The sequence below is a fragment of the Streptomyces sp. NPDC093546 genome (genome assembly GCF_044765045.1).
Taxonomy (GTDB): domain Bacteria; phylum Actinomycetota; class Actinomycetes; order Streptomycetales; family Streptomycetaceae; genus Streptomyces.
Genome location: NZ_JBIWJG010000019.1, coordinates 42,805 through 56,596 on the forward strand (window position 1 = coordinate 42,805; position 13,792 = coordinate 56,596).

The 13,792-nt window shown below is 73.9% G+C and carries 16 protein-coding genes; 8 read left to right on the top strand and 8 right to left on the bottom strand.

Going from position 1 to position 13,792, the window contains the following annotated elements; all coding sequences use genetic code 11:
• Positions 1–3: 3 nt before the first annotated feature.
• From ACIRNI_RS29460 to ACIRNI_RS29485, 6 genes are all read left to right on the top strand, one after another.
• On the top strand, positions 4–162 hold the full coding sequence (locus tag ACIRNI_RS29460) for a DUF1427 family protein (protein ID WP_403556035.1): 159 nt from the start codon (positions 4–6) through the stop codon (positions 160–162).
• The gene (locus ACIRNI_RS29465; RefSeq protein WP_403556037.1) at positions 159–365 is read left to right on the top strand and encodes a DUF1427 family protein; all 207 of its coding nucleotides are present in this window, start codon (positions 159–161) and stop codon (positions 363–365) included. The genes ACIRNI_RS29460 and ACIRNI_RS29465 overlap by 4 nt, the downstream gene beginning before the upstream one ends.
• Positions 362–1,366, top strand: coding sequence for an amidohydrolase family protein (locus ACIRNI_RS29470; protein ID WP_403556039.1), 1,005 nt, complete (start codon positions 362–364; stop codon positions 1,364–1,366). The genes ACIRNI_RS29465 and ACIRNI_RS29470 overlap by 4 nt, the downstream gene beginning before the upstream one ends.
• Positions 1,367–1,392: 26 nt before the next feature.
• Entirely contained in the window at positions 1,393–2,367 is a 975-nt protein-coding gene (locus ACIRNI_RS29475) for an alpha/beta hydrolase fold domain-containing protein (RefSeq protein WP_403556041.1), read from the top strand.
• A gap of 41 nt (positions 2,368–2,408) precedes the next feature.
• A complete protein-coding gene (locus ACIRNI_RS29480; RefSeq protein WP_403556042.1) occupies positions 2,409–2,885 on the top strand; it encodes a MarR family winged helix-turn-helix transcriptional regulator in 477 nt (158 codons plus the stop codon).
• Between the two features lie 132 nt (positions 2,886–3,017).
• On the top strand, positions 3,018–4,616 hold the full coding sequence (locus ACIRNI_RS29485; protein WP_403556044.1) for an MFS transporter: 1,599 nt from the start codon (positions 3,018–3,020) through the stop codon (positions 4,614–4,616).
• A gap of 20 nt (positions 4,617–4,636) precedes the next feature.
• On the opposite strand, the gene ACIRNI_RS29490 is transcribed toward ACIRNI_RS29485, so the two are convergent.
• The 5 genes from ACIRNI_RS29490 to ACIRNI_RS29510 form a co-directional block, all read right to left on the bottom strand.
• Positions 4,637–5,140 (bottom strand): DUF1360 domain-containing protein, encoded by a 504-nt coding sequence (locus tag ACIRNI_RS29490; RefSeq protein ID WP_403556046.1) that lies wholly within the window; start codon positions 5,138–5,140, stop codon positions 4,637–4,639.
• A gap of 100 nt (positions 5,141–5,240) precedes the next feature.
• Complete coding sequence (locus ACIRNI_RS29495) at positions 5,241–5,975, bottom strand: phosphodiesterase (RefSeq protein ID WP_403556048.1); 735 nt, start codon at positions 5,973–5,975, stop codon at positions 5,241–5,243.
• Between the two features lie 98 nt (positions 5,976–6,073).
• Entirely contained in the window at positions 6,074–6,838 is a 765-nt protein-coding gene (locus tag ACIRNI_RS29500) for a class I SAM-dependent methyltransferase (protein WP_403556050.1), read from the bottom strand.
• Positions 6,835–7,767, bottom strand: a complete 933-nt coding sequence (gene bla / locus ACIRNI_RS29505) for a class A beta-lactamase (protein WP_403556052.1) — start codon at positions 7,765–7,767, stop codon at positions 6,835–6,837. Before bla ends, ACIRNI_RS29500 begins: the two co-directional genes overlap by 4 nt.
• Positions 7,768–7,890: 123 nt before the next feature.
• Positions 7,891–9,534: a sigma-70 family RNA polymerase sigma factor gene (locus tag ACIRNI_RS29510; RefSeq protein WP_403556054.1), complete on the bottom strand. Its 1,644-nt coding sequence runs from the start codon at positions 9,532–9,534 to the stop codon at positions 7,891–7,893.
• Positions 9,535–9,659: 125 nt separating this feature from the next.
• Between ACIRNI_RS29510 and ACIRNI_RS29515 the strand changes: the two genes are divergently transcribed.
• The gene (locus ACIRNI_RS29515) at positions 9,660–10,601 is read left to right on the top strand and encodes an NAD-dependent epimerase/dehydratase family protein (RefSeq protein ID WP_403556056.1); all 942 of its coding nucleotides are present in this window, start codon (positions 9,660–9,662) and stop codon (positions 10,599–10,601) included.
• 133 nt (positions 10,602–10,734) lie between these two features.
• Here the strand turns inward: ACIRNI_RS29515 and ACIRNI_RS29520 are convergent, their stop codons facing one another.
• Positions 10,735–11,466, bottom strand: coding sequence for a hypothetical protein (locus ACIRNI_RS29520; RefSeq protein ID WP_403556058.1), 732 nt, complete (start codon positions 11,464–11,466; stop codon positions 10,735–10,737).
• 191 nt (positions 11,467–11,657) lie between these two features.
• On the opposite strand from ACIRNI_RS29520, the gene ACIRNI_RS29525 reads away from it, so the two are divergent.
• The gene (locus ACIRNI_RS29525) at positions 11,658–12,008 is read left to right on the top strand and encodes an SH3 domain-containing protein (RefSeq protein ID WP_403556060.1); all 351 of its coding nucleotides are present in this window, start codon (positions 11,658–11,660) and stop codon (positions 12,006–12,008) included.
• Positions 12,009–12,102: 94 nt separating this feature from the next.
• Here the strand turns inward: ACIRNI_RS29525 and ACIRNI_RS29530 are convergent, their stop codons facing one another.
• Complete coding sequence (locus ACIRNI_RS29530; protein ID WP_403556062.1) at positions 12,103–13,206, bottom strand: AI-2E family transporter; 1,104 nt, start codon at positions 13,204–13,206, stop codon at positions 12,103–12,105.
• A gap of 97 nt (positions 13,207–13,303) precedes the next feature.
• Positions 13,304–13,786 carry a phosphatase PAP2 family protein gene (locus ACIRNI_RS29535; RefSeq protein WP_403556064.1) on the bottom strand — a complete coding sequence of 161 codons (483 nt, stop codon included), beginning with the start codon at positions 13,784–13,786 and terminating at the stop codon, positions 13,304–13,306.
• Positions 13,787–13,792: the final 6 nt, after the last annotated feature.

Sequence of the window (13,792 nt, forward strand, 5' to 3'; positions counted from 1 at the left end):
GCCGTGCCGTACGTGGAGGCGCTGCTCGCCGGCGCCCTGGTGGGGGTCCTGTACGCCGCGCTGCGGGTCGCCTCGCCCGCGCCGCCTCCGGTCGCACTGTTCGGCCTGCTCGGCATGTTCCTGGGGCAGGCCGCACTCGTGGCGACACTGGGGGCGCGGTGAAGGCCTTCACCGGGAGCGCGGCGACCGCCTTCGCCGCTGGGCTCCTCATGGGCGCCGTCTACTGGCTCCTGGACCTCACCTCGCCCGCCCCGCCCCTGGTCGGCCTGACCGGCCTGGCCGGCATCGTCCTCGGTGAGCGCGCCGCCACGGCCGTACGCCGCCGCCTCCGCGCGCCCCACAACCCACACGGAGACCGACCATGACCGCCCCTGACCTTCCCGGCGATTCCCCCGGGCTCGTCGACGTCCACGCCCACTTCGTCACCCCCTCCTACGTACGCCAGGCCAAGGAGGCCGGTCACGCCATGCCCGACGGCGTACCGGCCTGGCCCACCTGGTCCGCCGCCGGGCACCTGGAGGTGATGGACCGCTGCGGCATCGACACCGCGCTGCTGTCCCTGTCGTCCCCCGGAGTGCACTTCGGCGACGACGGCGCCGCCCGCCGCCTGGCCCGCGAGGTCAACGAGGACGGCGCCGGGGCCGTCCGCGAACACCCCGGCCGCTTCGGCCTCTTCGCGTCCCTGCCCCTGCCCGACGTCGACGGGGCCCTGGACGAGCTCGCGTACGCCTTCGACACCCTCGGGGCCGACGGTGTGGTGCTGGAGACCAACACCCACGGCACCTACCTCGGCGACCCGGAGCTCGACCCGGTCCTCGCCGAGCTCGACCGCCGGGCGGCGGTCGTCTTCCTGCACCCCACCTCGCCGGTCTGCTGGGAGCGCTCGGCGCTCGGACGGCCGCGCCCGATGATCGAGTTCGTCTTCGACACCGCCCGCACCGTCACCGACCTGCTCATGGCGGGGGCGCTGGAGAAGTACCCCGACCTGAAGATCATCGTCCCGCACTGCGGCGGAGCCCTGCCGGTGCTGGCCGACCGCATCAACGGCTTCATGAAGATGTTCATGCCCGCCGACGGCCGGGCTCCCGACGCGGTGGCGCTGCTGCGCCGCCTGTACTACGACCTGGCCGGCCCCGCCCTGCCCCGCCAACTTCCCGCCCTGCTCGGCCTCGCCGACCCCGACCGGCTGCTGTACGGCAGCGACCACGTCTGGACCCCGGCCGCCGGGGTGGAGGCACATGTCGCCGGGCTCGACGCCGCCCCGGCCCCGGTCGACGGCTCCACCTGGCGCTCCCTCACCACCGCCAACGCCCGGCGCCTGCTGCCCCGCCTCACCTCTTCCTCCCGCTGCCCCTCCTCCCGCTGACCTCCGCCGATCCCACGGAGAAGCCGATGACGTCCGGCCCCGCTCCCTTCCCCCGGCACCTCCTCGCCCCCGAGGACCCGGTCTCGCTGCCACTGCCGCCGGTATCGCACCCCGCCCCGGGCGTGCGGCTCCTGCGCGGGGCCGTCTACGCGCTGCGCGAAGGCGCCCGCCCACTGGCCGTGGACCTGTGGCTGCCGCTGCCCGAGGAGGGCGGCGAGGCCCCGCCCGTCGTCGTCTTCGTCCACGGCGGCGGCTGGCGCACGGGCAGGCGCGACGACCCGGGCCCGCGCCTGCGCGCCTGGCGGCCCGGCCCGTTCGCGCGCCTCGCCCAGGCCGGCTTCGCCGTCGCGTGCCCCGACTACCGGCTCAGCGGCGAGGCCCTCCACCCCGCCCAGACCGACGACCTGGCGGAGGCGCTGGCGTGGCTGCACGCCCGCGCCCGCGAGTTGTGCGTGGACACCGGGCGCACCGTCCTGTGGGGCGAGTCCGCCGGCGGCCACCTGGCCGCCCTGACGACGCTGGACCACCACCTCCGCCGCGACGAAGCGCACGCGCCCGCGACCGCGCCCGCGACCGCCCCTGCGTCCGCGACCGTGACCGGGTGCGTCACCTGGTACGCGCCCACCGACGTCGAGCACCTCGCCGAGGACTGCCCGCCCGGCCGCTACGACCCGCGCGACCCCGGCACGCCGGAGGCCCTCCTGCTCGGCGCGGCCCCGGCGGACGCCCCGGGCCGCGCCCGCGCCGCCGGCCCGGTCGCGCGGGTGACGCCCGGGGCGCCGCCGTTCCTGGTGCTGCACGGCACCGACGACGCGCTCATCCCGGTACGCCAGGCGGTCCGGCTCGCGGACGCGTTGCGGGGCGCGGGCGTGGAGGTGGAACTGCGGCTGGTGGAGCGGGGCGACCACCTGTGGGTGGGGCTGTCGGACGGCGAGGTGGAGGAGTGCTTCCTGCGTACGCTCGCCTTCTTCCGGGCCCGTACGGCACGCCCCGGCAATTAGGTATGTTGACATAGGTAAATGTTCATAGCTAGGGTGGAGGCATGCCCGAGACCAGCGCCGACCCCGCGCAGACCGACCGCGTAGCCGCCGTGCTCGTGGCCTGCCTGCCCGCGCTGAACCGGGCCCTCGACCGGCGTATCGTCCGGGACCTTCCGTTCCCCCGGCTCCCCGAGGCCCAGCTCGCGCTGTTGCGGCTCGTCGCCGAGCGCGAGGGCGCCACGGTGCGGCAGTGCGCCGAGGCGCTGATGATGAAGCCCAACAACGTCAGTGCGCTCGTCTCCGCACTGACCGACCAGGGGCTCCTGGAGCGCCGCCAGGACACCGCCGACAAGCGGATCGCGCACCTCTACCCGACGGAGACGGCGAAGAGCCGCCTCGCCGAGGTCCGGAACCTGAAGGCCCGACACCTCTCCGAGGCGCTGGACGCCCTCACCGACGGCGAGCTGGACGCCCTGGGCTCGGCCCTGGGCGCGCTCGTATCACTGACGCGCACGCTGCACCCCGCGTCCCAGCGCTGAGCGCGCTTCCCGTACGAACACGCTCGCGCGCCTGCGTGCGCGCGAGCCTCCCGTGCGCACGTGCGTGCGTCCGCGCCTTCACGCGCTCCCGTACGGCTCGTACCTCACACCCCCTCAAGGACTCACACCCCCATGCCCTCCACCCCCGTGGACCACCTCGCCATGCCCGCCGCACCCGCCCCCCACCCGCCGTCGGCGGACACCGCGCCGCGCGGGCGGCGCGCCAACCCCTGGCTCACGCTCGTCGCCGTCGCCTTCGGCCTGTTCATGGTCGGCCTCGACGGCTCCGTCGTCTCCATCGCCAACCCCGAGATCGGCCGGGACCTGCACGCCTCCACCGCCGACCTCCAGTGGGTGACCAACTCCTACCTGCTGGCGCTCGCGGCCGCCCTGATCCTCGGCGGCAAGCTGGGCGACCGCTTCGGGCGGCGTACGTACTACCTCGTCGGCGTCGCCGGCTTCACGCTCTCCTCGGTCGCCATCGGCCTCGCCGGCTCCATCGAGGGCGTCATCGTCTTCCGCGCGCTCCAGGGCTTCTTCGGGGCGCTGCTGATGCCCAACACGCTGGGCCTGCTGCGCGCGGTCTTCCCGCCGAAGAAGTTCGGCATGGCGGTGGGCATCTGGGCCATGGTGTCGTCCGTGTCGACCGCGCTCGGGCCCATCGTCGGAGGGCTGCTGGTCCAGCACGTCGACTGGGAGTCCGTGTTCTACATCAACGCCCCCATCGGCGTCGCCGCCCTCGCCTTCAGCGCCTTCGTCCTCCCGCAGAGCCGCAACACCGCCGCGGCGGGCGAGAAGTTCGACATCCCCGGCGTGGTGCTGCTCGCCGCCGGGCTGCTCGCCGTCGTGTTCGGCGTCGTCAAGGGCGAGACGTGGGGCTGGACGTCCGGCGGCACCCTGGCCGCCATCGGCGCCGGACTCCTGCTCCTGCTGCTCTTCGGCTGGTACGAGACGCGCGTCGCGCACCCGCTGCTGCCCATGCGGCTGTTCCGCAACCCGGCGCTGACCATCGGGACAGTCATCACCGCGCTCAACTTCTTCGTGCTGCTCGGCGTGATCTTCTTCGTCATGCTGTACCTCCAGAACGTCCGGGGCTTCACGCCGGTCGAGGCGGGCGTGCGCACCCTGCCGCTGAGCCTCGCCTCCGTGGTCGCCTCCCCGCTGGGCGCCGCGCTCACCGAGCGCTTCGGCGCGCGGGTCACGATGCCGCTGGGGATGGTGCTGCAGGCGGCGGCGTCGTTCGGGATGCTCGCCTGGGGCGCCGACTCCTCCTACGCGGTGATGTGGCCGCCGTTCATCGCCCTCGGGCTGGGCGTCGGCATGGTGATGGCCGCGTCGTCCGACGCCATCGTCGGCAACGCGCCGGTGCGGGACGGCGGCGTTGCGGGCGGCCTCCAGGCCACCTCCCTCCAGATCGGCGGGGCCCTCGGGACCTCGGTCCTGATCTCCCTCATCAGCGGCCGCGTCGGCTCCACCCTCACCGCGGAGCTGACCGGCGCCGGGGTGCCGGCGCCCGTGGCGCACGGGCTCGGCGAGGCCAAGGACGCGGTGGCGATGGGTGTCGCTCCGGTCTCCGACGGCATGACGGCGCAGCTGAGGAGCGCGGTGGTGGAGGGCAGCGGTCAGGCCTTCATGAACGGCGTGCACACGGCCGTCCTGGTCACCGGGGTGCTGACGCTCGCCGGAGCGGTGCTCGCGGCGGTCGGCGTCCGGCGCCGCCCGGGGCACTGACCGACCGCCGACTCCACGGCTCAGCCCTTCGTGGCCTTCTCCGTCAGCAGGGAGTAGGCCAGCTGCAGGGCGTCCGCCCCCGCCGTCGCCGCCAGCCCGGCCATCACCGTCCGCGCCCCGCGCGGCCACAGGACCTGGCTCGCGGTGAGGGCGGTCGACACCCAGACGCTCATGCAGAAGGGGCAGGTCAGGAGCTCGGCCGCGACTTTGTGGCTGCCCTCCCGGGGGGACTCGCTCAGCTCGGCCGGCCCTTGCGGACCCTCGTACGTCGTGAAGGCCGCCCGCATCGGGCTGGTCACGGAGCTCTTGGTGAGGAGCCTGCTCAGCCGGAACGTCGCCACCGCCGTCAGCGCCACGTCCCACGGCTCCGGCCGCACCGGCGGCCGCGCACCCCTGCACCGGATGGCCGCCGCCCACCCCGACGCGTAGAGCCCGTACCCCGCCATGGCCGCGAGGTAGCCGCCCAGGGGGCGGTCCTCCCCACGCGAGTAGAGCCGGCGCGTACGTCGCAGAAGTTCCACCATGCGTCCCGCTTTCGTTCGGGGCCCCCTCGCCACCGGGCGGCGAGCCGGGCCGGCTCCATGGCCGCGTCCACCGGGCAAGGGGCGCGCGGCCCCACCACCCTTACCCGTCTTTCCCCGCCCGTCCCTCACGGGAGCCGCCGTACGCCTCCTGGCGCAGCGCGCGCAGCCGGTCGCTCGGCCGCAGGCCCGGGGCGCTGCGCGCGTACGGGTCGTAGCCCGGCGAGGTGCCCGTCCACGGAAGCCGCGCCGACAGGGTCACGACGCCCACGGGCCGCCACGGCTGCCCCCGCGCGGCCACGCAGAGGTCCAGGACCACGTCGGTGCGCGCCAGATGCCGCCGCAGGGCCCCCAGGCCCCCGCGCACCGAGGGGTGCGGCCCGCGCGGCACGGCCGCCAGCCAGCAGGTCCGCCGCCCGACCCGGTACGCCGTCAGCGTCCCGTACGGGCCCCGCAAGGGATGCCGGCGCGGCAGCGGCACATGGCGCAGCAGCCGTCCCGCGCCACTGGTGGTGAGCAGCAGGTCCCACGGCCGCCCCGGCCCGGAGGCGTCCTCCACCCTCAGGGCGAGGCCGAAGCCGTCCGGGAGCCGCTCCGGCAGCCCGAGCGCGCGCGACCAGCGGGCCGTGACGCGGTAGGTCCCCGGCTCGTCCAGCAGCGCCACGCCCCAGGCGCGGTGGGCCGAGCCCAGCACGGTCAGCTCCCCGGAGCAGTTCAGGCCGTCCGGGTGCAGCGCCGGCGCCCGGCGCCGCCGGGCCACGAACCGGCCCACCGCGCGGGCCGGCCCGCCGTCGGCCGGCTCTCGCCGCAGCCCTTGCCACAGTGCGCGCTTCCTCATGCCGCGCCGGGTACCCGGCGACGCCGCGCGTATCCAAGGGCGGTGCCCCGACACCCGATCGGCGTACGGCATACAGCGTGCGGCGTCGATATCACACCCTACGACCGCGCGAGCACGGCCACGTCGTACCGCTCCTCCACGGGCGCGGGGGAGGAGCCCCGCTCCGCGTGAGCGGCGGCTTCCAGGCGGGCCAGCCCGTCCTGAAACTCCACCGCGGTGAGCTGGGTGAACTTCGACTGCGGCCGGGCGACCATACGGGCGTGGTACTCCACGAGGCTCGCGGTGACCGGCCGGGCGAACGACGTGACGGTCCGGACCGTGAAACCGGCCGCGGCGAAGTCCTCCAGCACCTCGGCCTTTGACGGGAACCGCCGCTCGTCCAGCTCCCGCAGGCGCGGCCAGTAGTCGTACACCAGGGCGTCCAGCCGCTCCCGGAAGGTCGTCCGGATGACGAGCACCCCCTGGGGGCGCAGGACGCGGGCCAGTTCGCGGGCGGCCCGGCGCCGGTCGGGCACGTGATGGATCACCCGGGACATCAGGGCGAGGTCGAACAGCCCGCAGCGGGTGGGCACGGCCTCCGCCGTGCCCGCCAGATAGTGCACCCCGGGGTGGGAGTTGAAGCGGCGGGCCTGCCGCAGCATGGCCTCCGAGGCGTCGACGCCGACCACACGCGACGGCCGCAGCCACCGGGCCATGGCCGAGCAGAACATGCCGGTGCCCGAACCGACCTCCACCACCGAGGGGGCCGGACGGCCCGCGAAGGAGCCGATCAGCCCGGTCCAGTCGCGGAGGGACTCCTCGGGCATCTCGTTGCCGCTCTGATACGCCCCCGCCAGCCGCTCGTCGTCGTACACCCGGCTCACGCGTCGGCCCTCAGGGCATCGGCCAGTACGGCGGCCGCCTTGGCGACCAAGGGGTCGTCACCGGAGGCGTCCTTCTCCGGCTTGGTGGTCATCACCACCAGGACGACCGGCGGACGGCCGGGGGGCCAGGCGATCCCGGCGTTGTTGTTGGTGCCGTAATCGCCGCCGCCGGTCTTGTCGGCGAGGGTCCAGTCGGCGGGGAGCCCCTTGCGGAAGCGTTCAAGGCTGGTGGTGTTGGCGAGGAGCCAGTCGGTGAGCAGCCGGCGGTCGTCGGGGGCGAGCGCGTCACCCAGGACGAGCCGGGCGTACGTCCGCGCGATGGCGCGGGGCGTGGTGGTGTCCGTCTCCCGCCCCGGCTCCGCCGAGTTGAGCTCGGGCTCCCAGCGGTCGAGGCGCGTGGTCCCGTCGCCGAGGGAGCGGCAGAAGCGGGTGATGGCGGTGGGGCCGCCCAGCTCCCGCAGGAGGAGGTTGGCGGCGGTGTTGTCGCTGTGCGTGATGGAGGACGCGCACAGGTCCGCGACGGTCATCCCGTGCGCGAGGTTCTGCGGCTTCTTGGTGACCGGCGACCACCCGGAGCGCTCGACGTACTGCGCCGTATAGCGGATGCGGCGGGCCAGTACCTCGCCGTCGCGGTCCAGGTCCCGCAGGACCGCCGCCGCGCCGATGGTCTTGAACAGGGAGCACATCGGAAAGCGTTCGTCCGACCGGTACGTCACCGTGCGCCCGGTGGCGGTGTCGTACGCGTACGCGCCGAGCCGGGCCGAGTGCTCCCGCTCCAGCCCGCGCAACCGCCCATGGGCTGCGCGGGCCGGGGCCGCCGCGTGCGCAGGGGCCGGCGCGGAGACGGCGGCGAGGGCTGCCACGGCTCCGGCGGCTCCGGCGGCGAGGATGGTCCGGCGGGTGGTCGTGCGGGCTTCGACGGGTCGCACAGTCGTGTGCCTTTCGTTCGTACGGAAGATCACCTGACAGGACGTCACCACACGTCGCACCGGTTGCACACGCACCACCCCGCACGCCGCACGCCGCACTCCGCACCCGCACGGCCAGAGGCGTCAGCCGCGCGCGCCGAAGACCTGCGTCCACCACGGCCCGCCCGAGCCGGAGTGGATGCCCATGCCGATCTCCTTGAAGGCGCAGTTCAGTATGTTGGCGCGGTGGCCGGGGCTGTTCATCCACGACTCGACCACGCTCGCCGGGGTCTGCTGGCCCCGCGCTATGTTCTCGCCGTAGGTGCTCCACCGGTACCCGGCCGCGGAGACCCGCTCGCCGGGCCCCGAACCGTCCGGCGAGGTGTGGTCGAAGTAGTCGCGGGCGGCCATGTCCTCGGAGTGGCCCTGTGCCGCTGCCGCGAGCTTGTCGTTCATGGTCACCGGCGCGCAGCCGCTGTTGGCGCGCTCGCGGTTCACCAACTCCGTGACCTGCTGCGCGAATCCGCCTCCCGACGGTCGGTACGACGGCGAGGACGCGGGCGGCTTCCGGGACGGGGTGGACCGGGGCGGTGCGGTGCTCGGCCGCGCGGACTTCGGGGGCGCGGCGGGGGAGGAGGACGCGCTCTTCGAGGGGCTCGGCGACGCGGTCGGTGTCGTGGCGCTCGGGGACGGCGTGGTCTTCGGAGCCTTCGTGGCGGCGGGGACGGACGGCGCGGAGGACTCCGGCGCCGCCGCGGTCCGCACGGTCGCGCCGCCCGCGCCGTCGTGGGTGTCCGGCCACAGCCGTATGGCGCCCAGGGTCCCGCCGAGCACGGCGGCGCCCAGTACCACCGCGAGCGCGCGGCGCCTGCGACGGGAACGCTGCCTGCGGTCCCGCTGCGAGTCCCGGCCCGCCTGCCCTCGCCCTCGGCCTCGCCCCGGCCCACGCCCCGAGCCCTGGTCCTGCGGCCCGCCGCCGTACGCCACCGGCGCCATGGCCCCGGTCGGCGTCACGTCCGGCACGGCGGAGGCGGCGAGCGGCACCAGGCCGAGTCCCACGAGCAGGCCCTCGGCGGGGACCAGGCCCGACGAGTGGCCCGAGCACGCCACGCACGCGCGGGCGTGCCGGGCCACCCGCTTGCGCCACAGCGCGGACGGCACGCCGTCCCAGGCGTGGACGAGGGTGTCGAGCTCCGGGCAGCGCGGCGCGGCCGACAGCGCGCGCACCACCAGCCGGGCCGTCTCCAGCTGCGCCTTCATGCGCTGGACGCGTACGGCGGTGTGCTCGGGCGACAGCTCCATCGCGGCGGCCACCTCGGGGCGGGTGAGTTCACCCGCCGCCTCCAGCCACCACAGCGACAGCAGTTCGCGGTCGTCGCGCTCCAGCCAGCGGGTGGCCTCCGCGACTTCGCGGCGCTGCCCGGACAGGCCGAGGCGCACGATCGTCAGGTCGACGAAGTCGGCGCCCGGGTCGGCGACGTCGTACGCGTCGTGCAGCGCGCCGGTGTCCGGGGCGGAGTGGTGGTCGCGCCAGCGCCGGCGTATCTGGTTCATCGCTATGGCGACGAGCCACGAACGGAAGCTCGCGGGGTCGCGCAGTCCGCCCAGCCCCTCCAGGGCCCGGATCATGGTCTCCTGCACGACGTCGTCGACGTCGGCGTGGCCGTTCAGGGCCCGGCCGACGATGTTGTACACCAAGGGCATCCAGGCGGCGACGAGCGCGTCCTGAGCGCCCTGGTCGCCGTTGCGTGCGGCCTCGATCAAGGGGGCCATGCTCTGCTGGGTCACGGTCCGTGTCCACTCTTTTCCGACGGCGGTGCGCGTTGTGTGCACCGCTTGGGAGACCGCCGGGGGGCTGGCGGATAACAGGAAACGGCAGAGTAGCCGGAAGTTTTTTCGCCTACTGTTCGAGCGTGAGCGTTCATGTCGTCATAGGTTTCGGGCCCGCCGGGGCCGCCACCGCCCGGCTGCTGGCCCAACAGGGCCACGTGGTACGGGTCGTCACCAGATCGGGCCGTCCGCCGGAGCCGGGGATCGAGCACCTGGCGTGGGACGCGGCCGACAGTGAGCGGCTGACCGAGGCCGCGCGGGGAGCGGTCGCGATCCACAACTGCGCGGGGCTGCCCTACCACCGCTGGGCGAGCGACTGGCCCCCGCTCGCCGCCTCGGTCTGCGCGGCGGCCGAGGCGACCGAAGCCGTCCTCGTCATGCTGGGCAACCTCTACGGCTACGGCCCGGTGGACGGCCCCCTGACCGAGGACCTGCCCCTCGCGGCGACCGGCCCGAAGGGACGGCTGCGCGCCGCGCTGTGGGAGCGGGCGCGGACCCTGCACGAGCAGGGGCGCATCAGGGCGGTCGAGGTGCGGCCGTCGGACTTCTTCGGCCCCGGCGTGACCGACGGCGGGCACCTGGCCGCCCGCGCCATGCCCCGGCTGCTGCACGGCAAGCCGGTCGCCACCCTCGGCGACCCGGATGCCCCGCACAGCTGGACCTACCTCCCCGACGTGGCCAGGGCCCTGGTGGAGGTCGCGGGCGACGCACGGGCCTGGGGACGCGCCTGGCACGTCCCGACGCAGCCCGCCCTGTCCGTCCGCCAGATGGTCGACCGCCTCGCCGCCGAGGCGGGGACGGGTCCGGTCACGGTACGCAGGCTGTCACCGGCCCTGCTGGGGGTCGCGTCGGTCTTCTCCCCGCTGCTTCGCGAACTGAAGGAGGTCCGCTACCAGTTCGACCGTCCGTTCGTCGCCGACGCGAGCGCGTACGAGGCCACGTTCGCGGTACGGGCCACCCCTCTCGACGAACAGGTCAAGGCGACGGTGGCCTGGTGGCGCGAGCGGCAGCCCACGACGGGGTGACGGGCATGACGGTGCACGAGGTGGAGGCCGTCCTCACCGAGGCGGACGGCCAGGAGGACGCGGAGGGGTACTTCGTCTGACGTCTGACGCCTGACGCGGCCCCGGGGCCGGCGCACGGCCCACGTGGCGGCCATCAGCTGCGGACGAGGACGCCCAAGTCCTTGTGGCCCACTCCCGGTGCGGTCAGCGCCAGCCAGCCATGGCCGCGTATCCGGCTGCCGGCTCCGATCCCGGTGGGGTCCACCGACAGGTTGGCGCAGGCAGTGGCGACGTCCGCCATGCCCTCGTTGGGCTCGGCCTCGTCGTACTCCGGATCGAAGTCCTCGTCGTCGACGCGCAGGTCTTCCCAGGGCAGCGGCTCACCGACCCACTCGGGATCGCCCTCGCGCGTGTACCGGCGCCGGATGCGTCCGTGCTCGGCGACCACCCAGACGTTCGCTCCACCCGCTTCGTCCTCGAAGAACATCTGCGCTTCGCCGCAGTGGGCGCTCAGCCGTTCCACCGCGCTCATCCACGCGCCCCAGCCGGCGCCGACCGCGACCTCCAGGTTCCCGATGACGAGCCGCCAGCCGTCGATCTCGGGCGTGACGAACACCGGGAACGCTCCAGGCCTGTGCGGCAGCCGCACGACGTCCGCCCCTTCGTCGAGCGTGACGGGGAACCGGTCGTGCAGGTCCAAGGCGGTGAACAGGCCCTCGTAGCGCTCGCCCGGCACCGCGTACCACCAACTGTCCGCCAGAAGCGGGGAGGGCTTCTCGTCACAGGACTTGAGAAGGGCCCGGCGTGCGAGCAGCACCCTGTCGCGCTCGTCCAGACGGTCGGTGAATCCGGCTTCCAGCAGGGCGTCAAGCCTGTTCTCGATCATGAATTGGCAGCATAGGCCCAGCCACTGACAACGACCGACGGCCGACGACCGGCGTCCGACGGCGATGAGGGGGGTGATCTTGTTCCGGCTGTCCCTGCCGTAGCCTCAACGTGATCTGTTCATCCAGAAGTTATGGCTGTACCACCGCTGTGGTGTGGGATGTAGCTCGTGAAAGACGCAAGAGGCATCAATTGACGAAGCACAGGATCGCCGCCCGACTGGCGAGCGTGGCCGCTGTCGGCGCTGTGGTGGCCGGCGGCACCGTAGCGCTGGCGCCGGCCGCGTCCGCGGTGGGCTCCAGTGCCTGCACGAAGAATGTCGCCGACTACGACTCCCAGACGGACACTACGGTGAACTTCCGCACCGGACCCGGGACCGGCTACACCGCGAAGGGCACGGTGCCCTCCTCCACCGAGGTGCGCGTCTACTGCACCGCCAAGGGCGGCGCGTGGGCCTATCTGAAGGTCACCGAGGGCGCACACAAGGGAAAGACCGGCTGGATCGCCGACAAGTGGCTCGCTGTTCCCATGCAGACGAGCTGACGGGGATCCAGTAGTTGATCCTGTCGTGACGGCGGGCCCGGGGAGAAGCCTCTCCCCGGGCCCGCCGCCGCGACGACCTTACGGACACGCCCCTTTACGAAGGGACGACCGGCTCCGCAGGCGACTCGTCGACCTCCGGCTCCCGCAGCTGCTCGCGCACGTAGTTCCAGACCACCGCGATCAGCGCGGCCGCCGGTACGGCGAGCAGGCTGCCCACGATGCCGGCCAGGCTGCCGCCCAGCGTGACGGCCAGGAGCACCACCGCCGCGTGCAGGCCGAGCCCGCGACTCTGGATCATGGGCTGGAACACGTTGCCCTCGAGCTGCTGCACCACGACGATGATCACCAGCACGATCAGCGCGTCCGTCAGACCGTTCGAGACGAGGGCGATGAGCACCGCGACGAGACCGGCGAAGAGCGCACCCACGATCGGTACGAACGCGGACACGAAGGTCAGGACCGCGAGCGGCAGCACGAGCGGCACCTTGAGGACCCACAGGCCGACGCCGATGAGAACGGCGTCGAGCAGACCGACGAACGCCTGGGACCGCACGAACGCGCCGAGCGTCTCCCAACCGCGCTCGGCCACGACCGGGATGTCGGTGGCGAGGCGCCCGGGGAGCTGACGGGCCAGCCAGGGCAGGAACCGCGGACCGTCCTTGAGGAAGAAGAACATCAGGAAGAGCGCGAGCACGGCGGTGACCACACCGTTGACGACGGTGCTCACCCCCGTGACCACCGCGGTGACCATGCTCCCGAGGCTGTCCTGGACGCGGGCCACGGCCGTGTCCTGGGCGCCGGTGATCTGGTCGTCGCCGATGTGCAGCGGCGGCCCGGCGGCCCACTCGCGCAGCCGGTCGATGCCGGCGGCCACCCCGTCGGCCAGCTCACCGGCCTGCGACGCCACCGGAACCGCGATCAGCGCCGCGATGCCCGTGACAACGAGCAGGAACAGCACGGTCACCACCGCGGCGGCCAGGGCCGCGGGCCATCCCCGACGACGCAGGAAGGAGGCCAGGGGCCAGGTCAGGGTGGTGAGGAACAAGCCCACGATGAGAGGCCAGACGACCGACCACATCCGCCCCAGAAGCCACAGCGCCACCGACGTTGCCAGAAGGACCAACAGCAACTCGACGGAGACGCGGGCCGATGTGCGCAGCGCGGCGGCGGTTTTCGTGGAACTCAACGAAGCAGGCATGGGGGCACCCTATGGGTCGGCCCAACTCCGCTTTCAGCGTGGTGCCCCCGCCGCCCGGCTCATGCACGGGGCACGCCCTGCAGGCCGGCGCCGCGCTTCAACCGAACAGGCGGCTGCGGGCCTTCCGGGCAGCATGGCGCAGGAGCAGGCGGGGCGATCGGCGTACCAGCAAGCCCGTCACCAGGCCGATCGCGGCACCCCCGGCGACATCGCTCGGGTAGTGCGCGCCGGAGTGCACCCGCTCCACGGCCACGATGGCCGCCGGTACCGCGCAGACCGCCGCCGCCCCGGGCCAGACGCCCGCGACCGCCACGGTGAACCCCACGGCCGCCGCGGTGTGCCCGGAGGGGAAGGACGAGCTGTCCGGCCGCTCGTGTACGTCATCGTGGGGGATGAGGTCCTCGGGCGGGCGGCGCCGGGCGCACAGCGGCTTGCACAGCCCGTTGGAGACCAGTTCCGCCGCGCCCATGCCGATGATCCCCGCTGCCGCGGCCGTCCGGCCCCGACCGCCACCGACGGCGGACATGACCGTTGCCGCGGCCCACCACAGCTTCGTGTGCTCGGCCGCGGATCGCGCCATCGGCAG

What these genes read in the sequence shown, in the direction of transcription:
- ACIRNI_RS29490 (WP_403556046.1), bottom strand. Translation starts at nt 5,140, where the DNA reads ATGGTGGAACTTCTGCGACGTACGCGCCGGCTCTACTCGCGTGGGGAG.
- ACIRNI_RS29535 (WP_403556064.1), bottom strand. Translation starts at nt 13,786, where the DNA reads ATGGCGCGATCCGCGGCCGAGCACACGAAGCTGTGGTGGGCCGCGGCA.
- ACIRNI_RS29485 (WP_403556044.1), top strand. Translation starts at nt 3,018, where the DNA reads ATGCCCTCCACCCCCGTGGACCACCTCGCCATGCCCGCCGCACCCGCC.
- ACIRNI_RS29475 (WP_403556041.1), top strand. Translation starts at nt 1,393, where the DNA reads ATGACGTCCGGCCCCGCTCCCTTCCCCCGGCACCTCCTCGCCCCCGAG.
- ACIRNI_RS29495 (WP_403556048.1), bottom strand. Translation starts at nt 5,975, where the DNA reads ATGAGGAAGCGCGCACTGTGGCAAGGGCTGCGGCGAGAGCCGGCCGAC.
- ACIRNI_RS29480 (WP_403556042.1), top strand. Translation starts at nt 2,409, where the DNA reads ATGCCCGAGACCAGCGCCGACCCCGCGCAGACCGACCGCGTAGCCGCC.
- ACIRNI_RS29470 (WP_403556039.1), top strand. Translation starts at nt 362, where the DNA reads ATGACCGCCCCTGACCTTCCCGGCGATTCCCCCGGGCTCGTCGACGTC.
- ACIRNI_RS29520 (WP_403556058.1), bottom strand. Translation starts at nt 11,466, where the DNA reads ATGATCGAGAACAGGCTTGACGCCCTGCTGGAAGCCGGATTCACCGAC.
- ACIRNI_RS29530 (WP_403556062.1), bottom strand. Translation starts at nt 13,206, where the DNA reads ATGCCTGCTTCGTTGAGTTCCACGAAAACCGCCGCCGCGCTGCGCACA.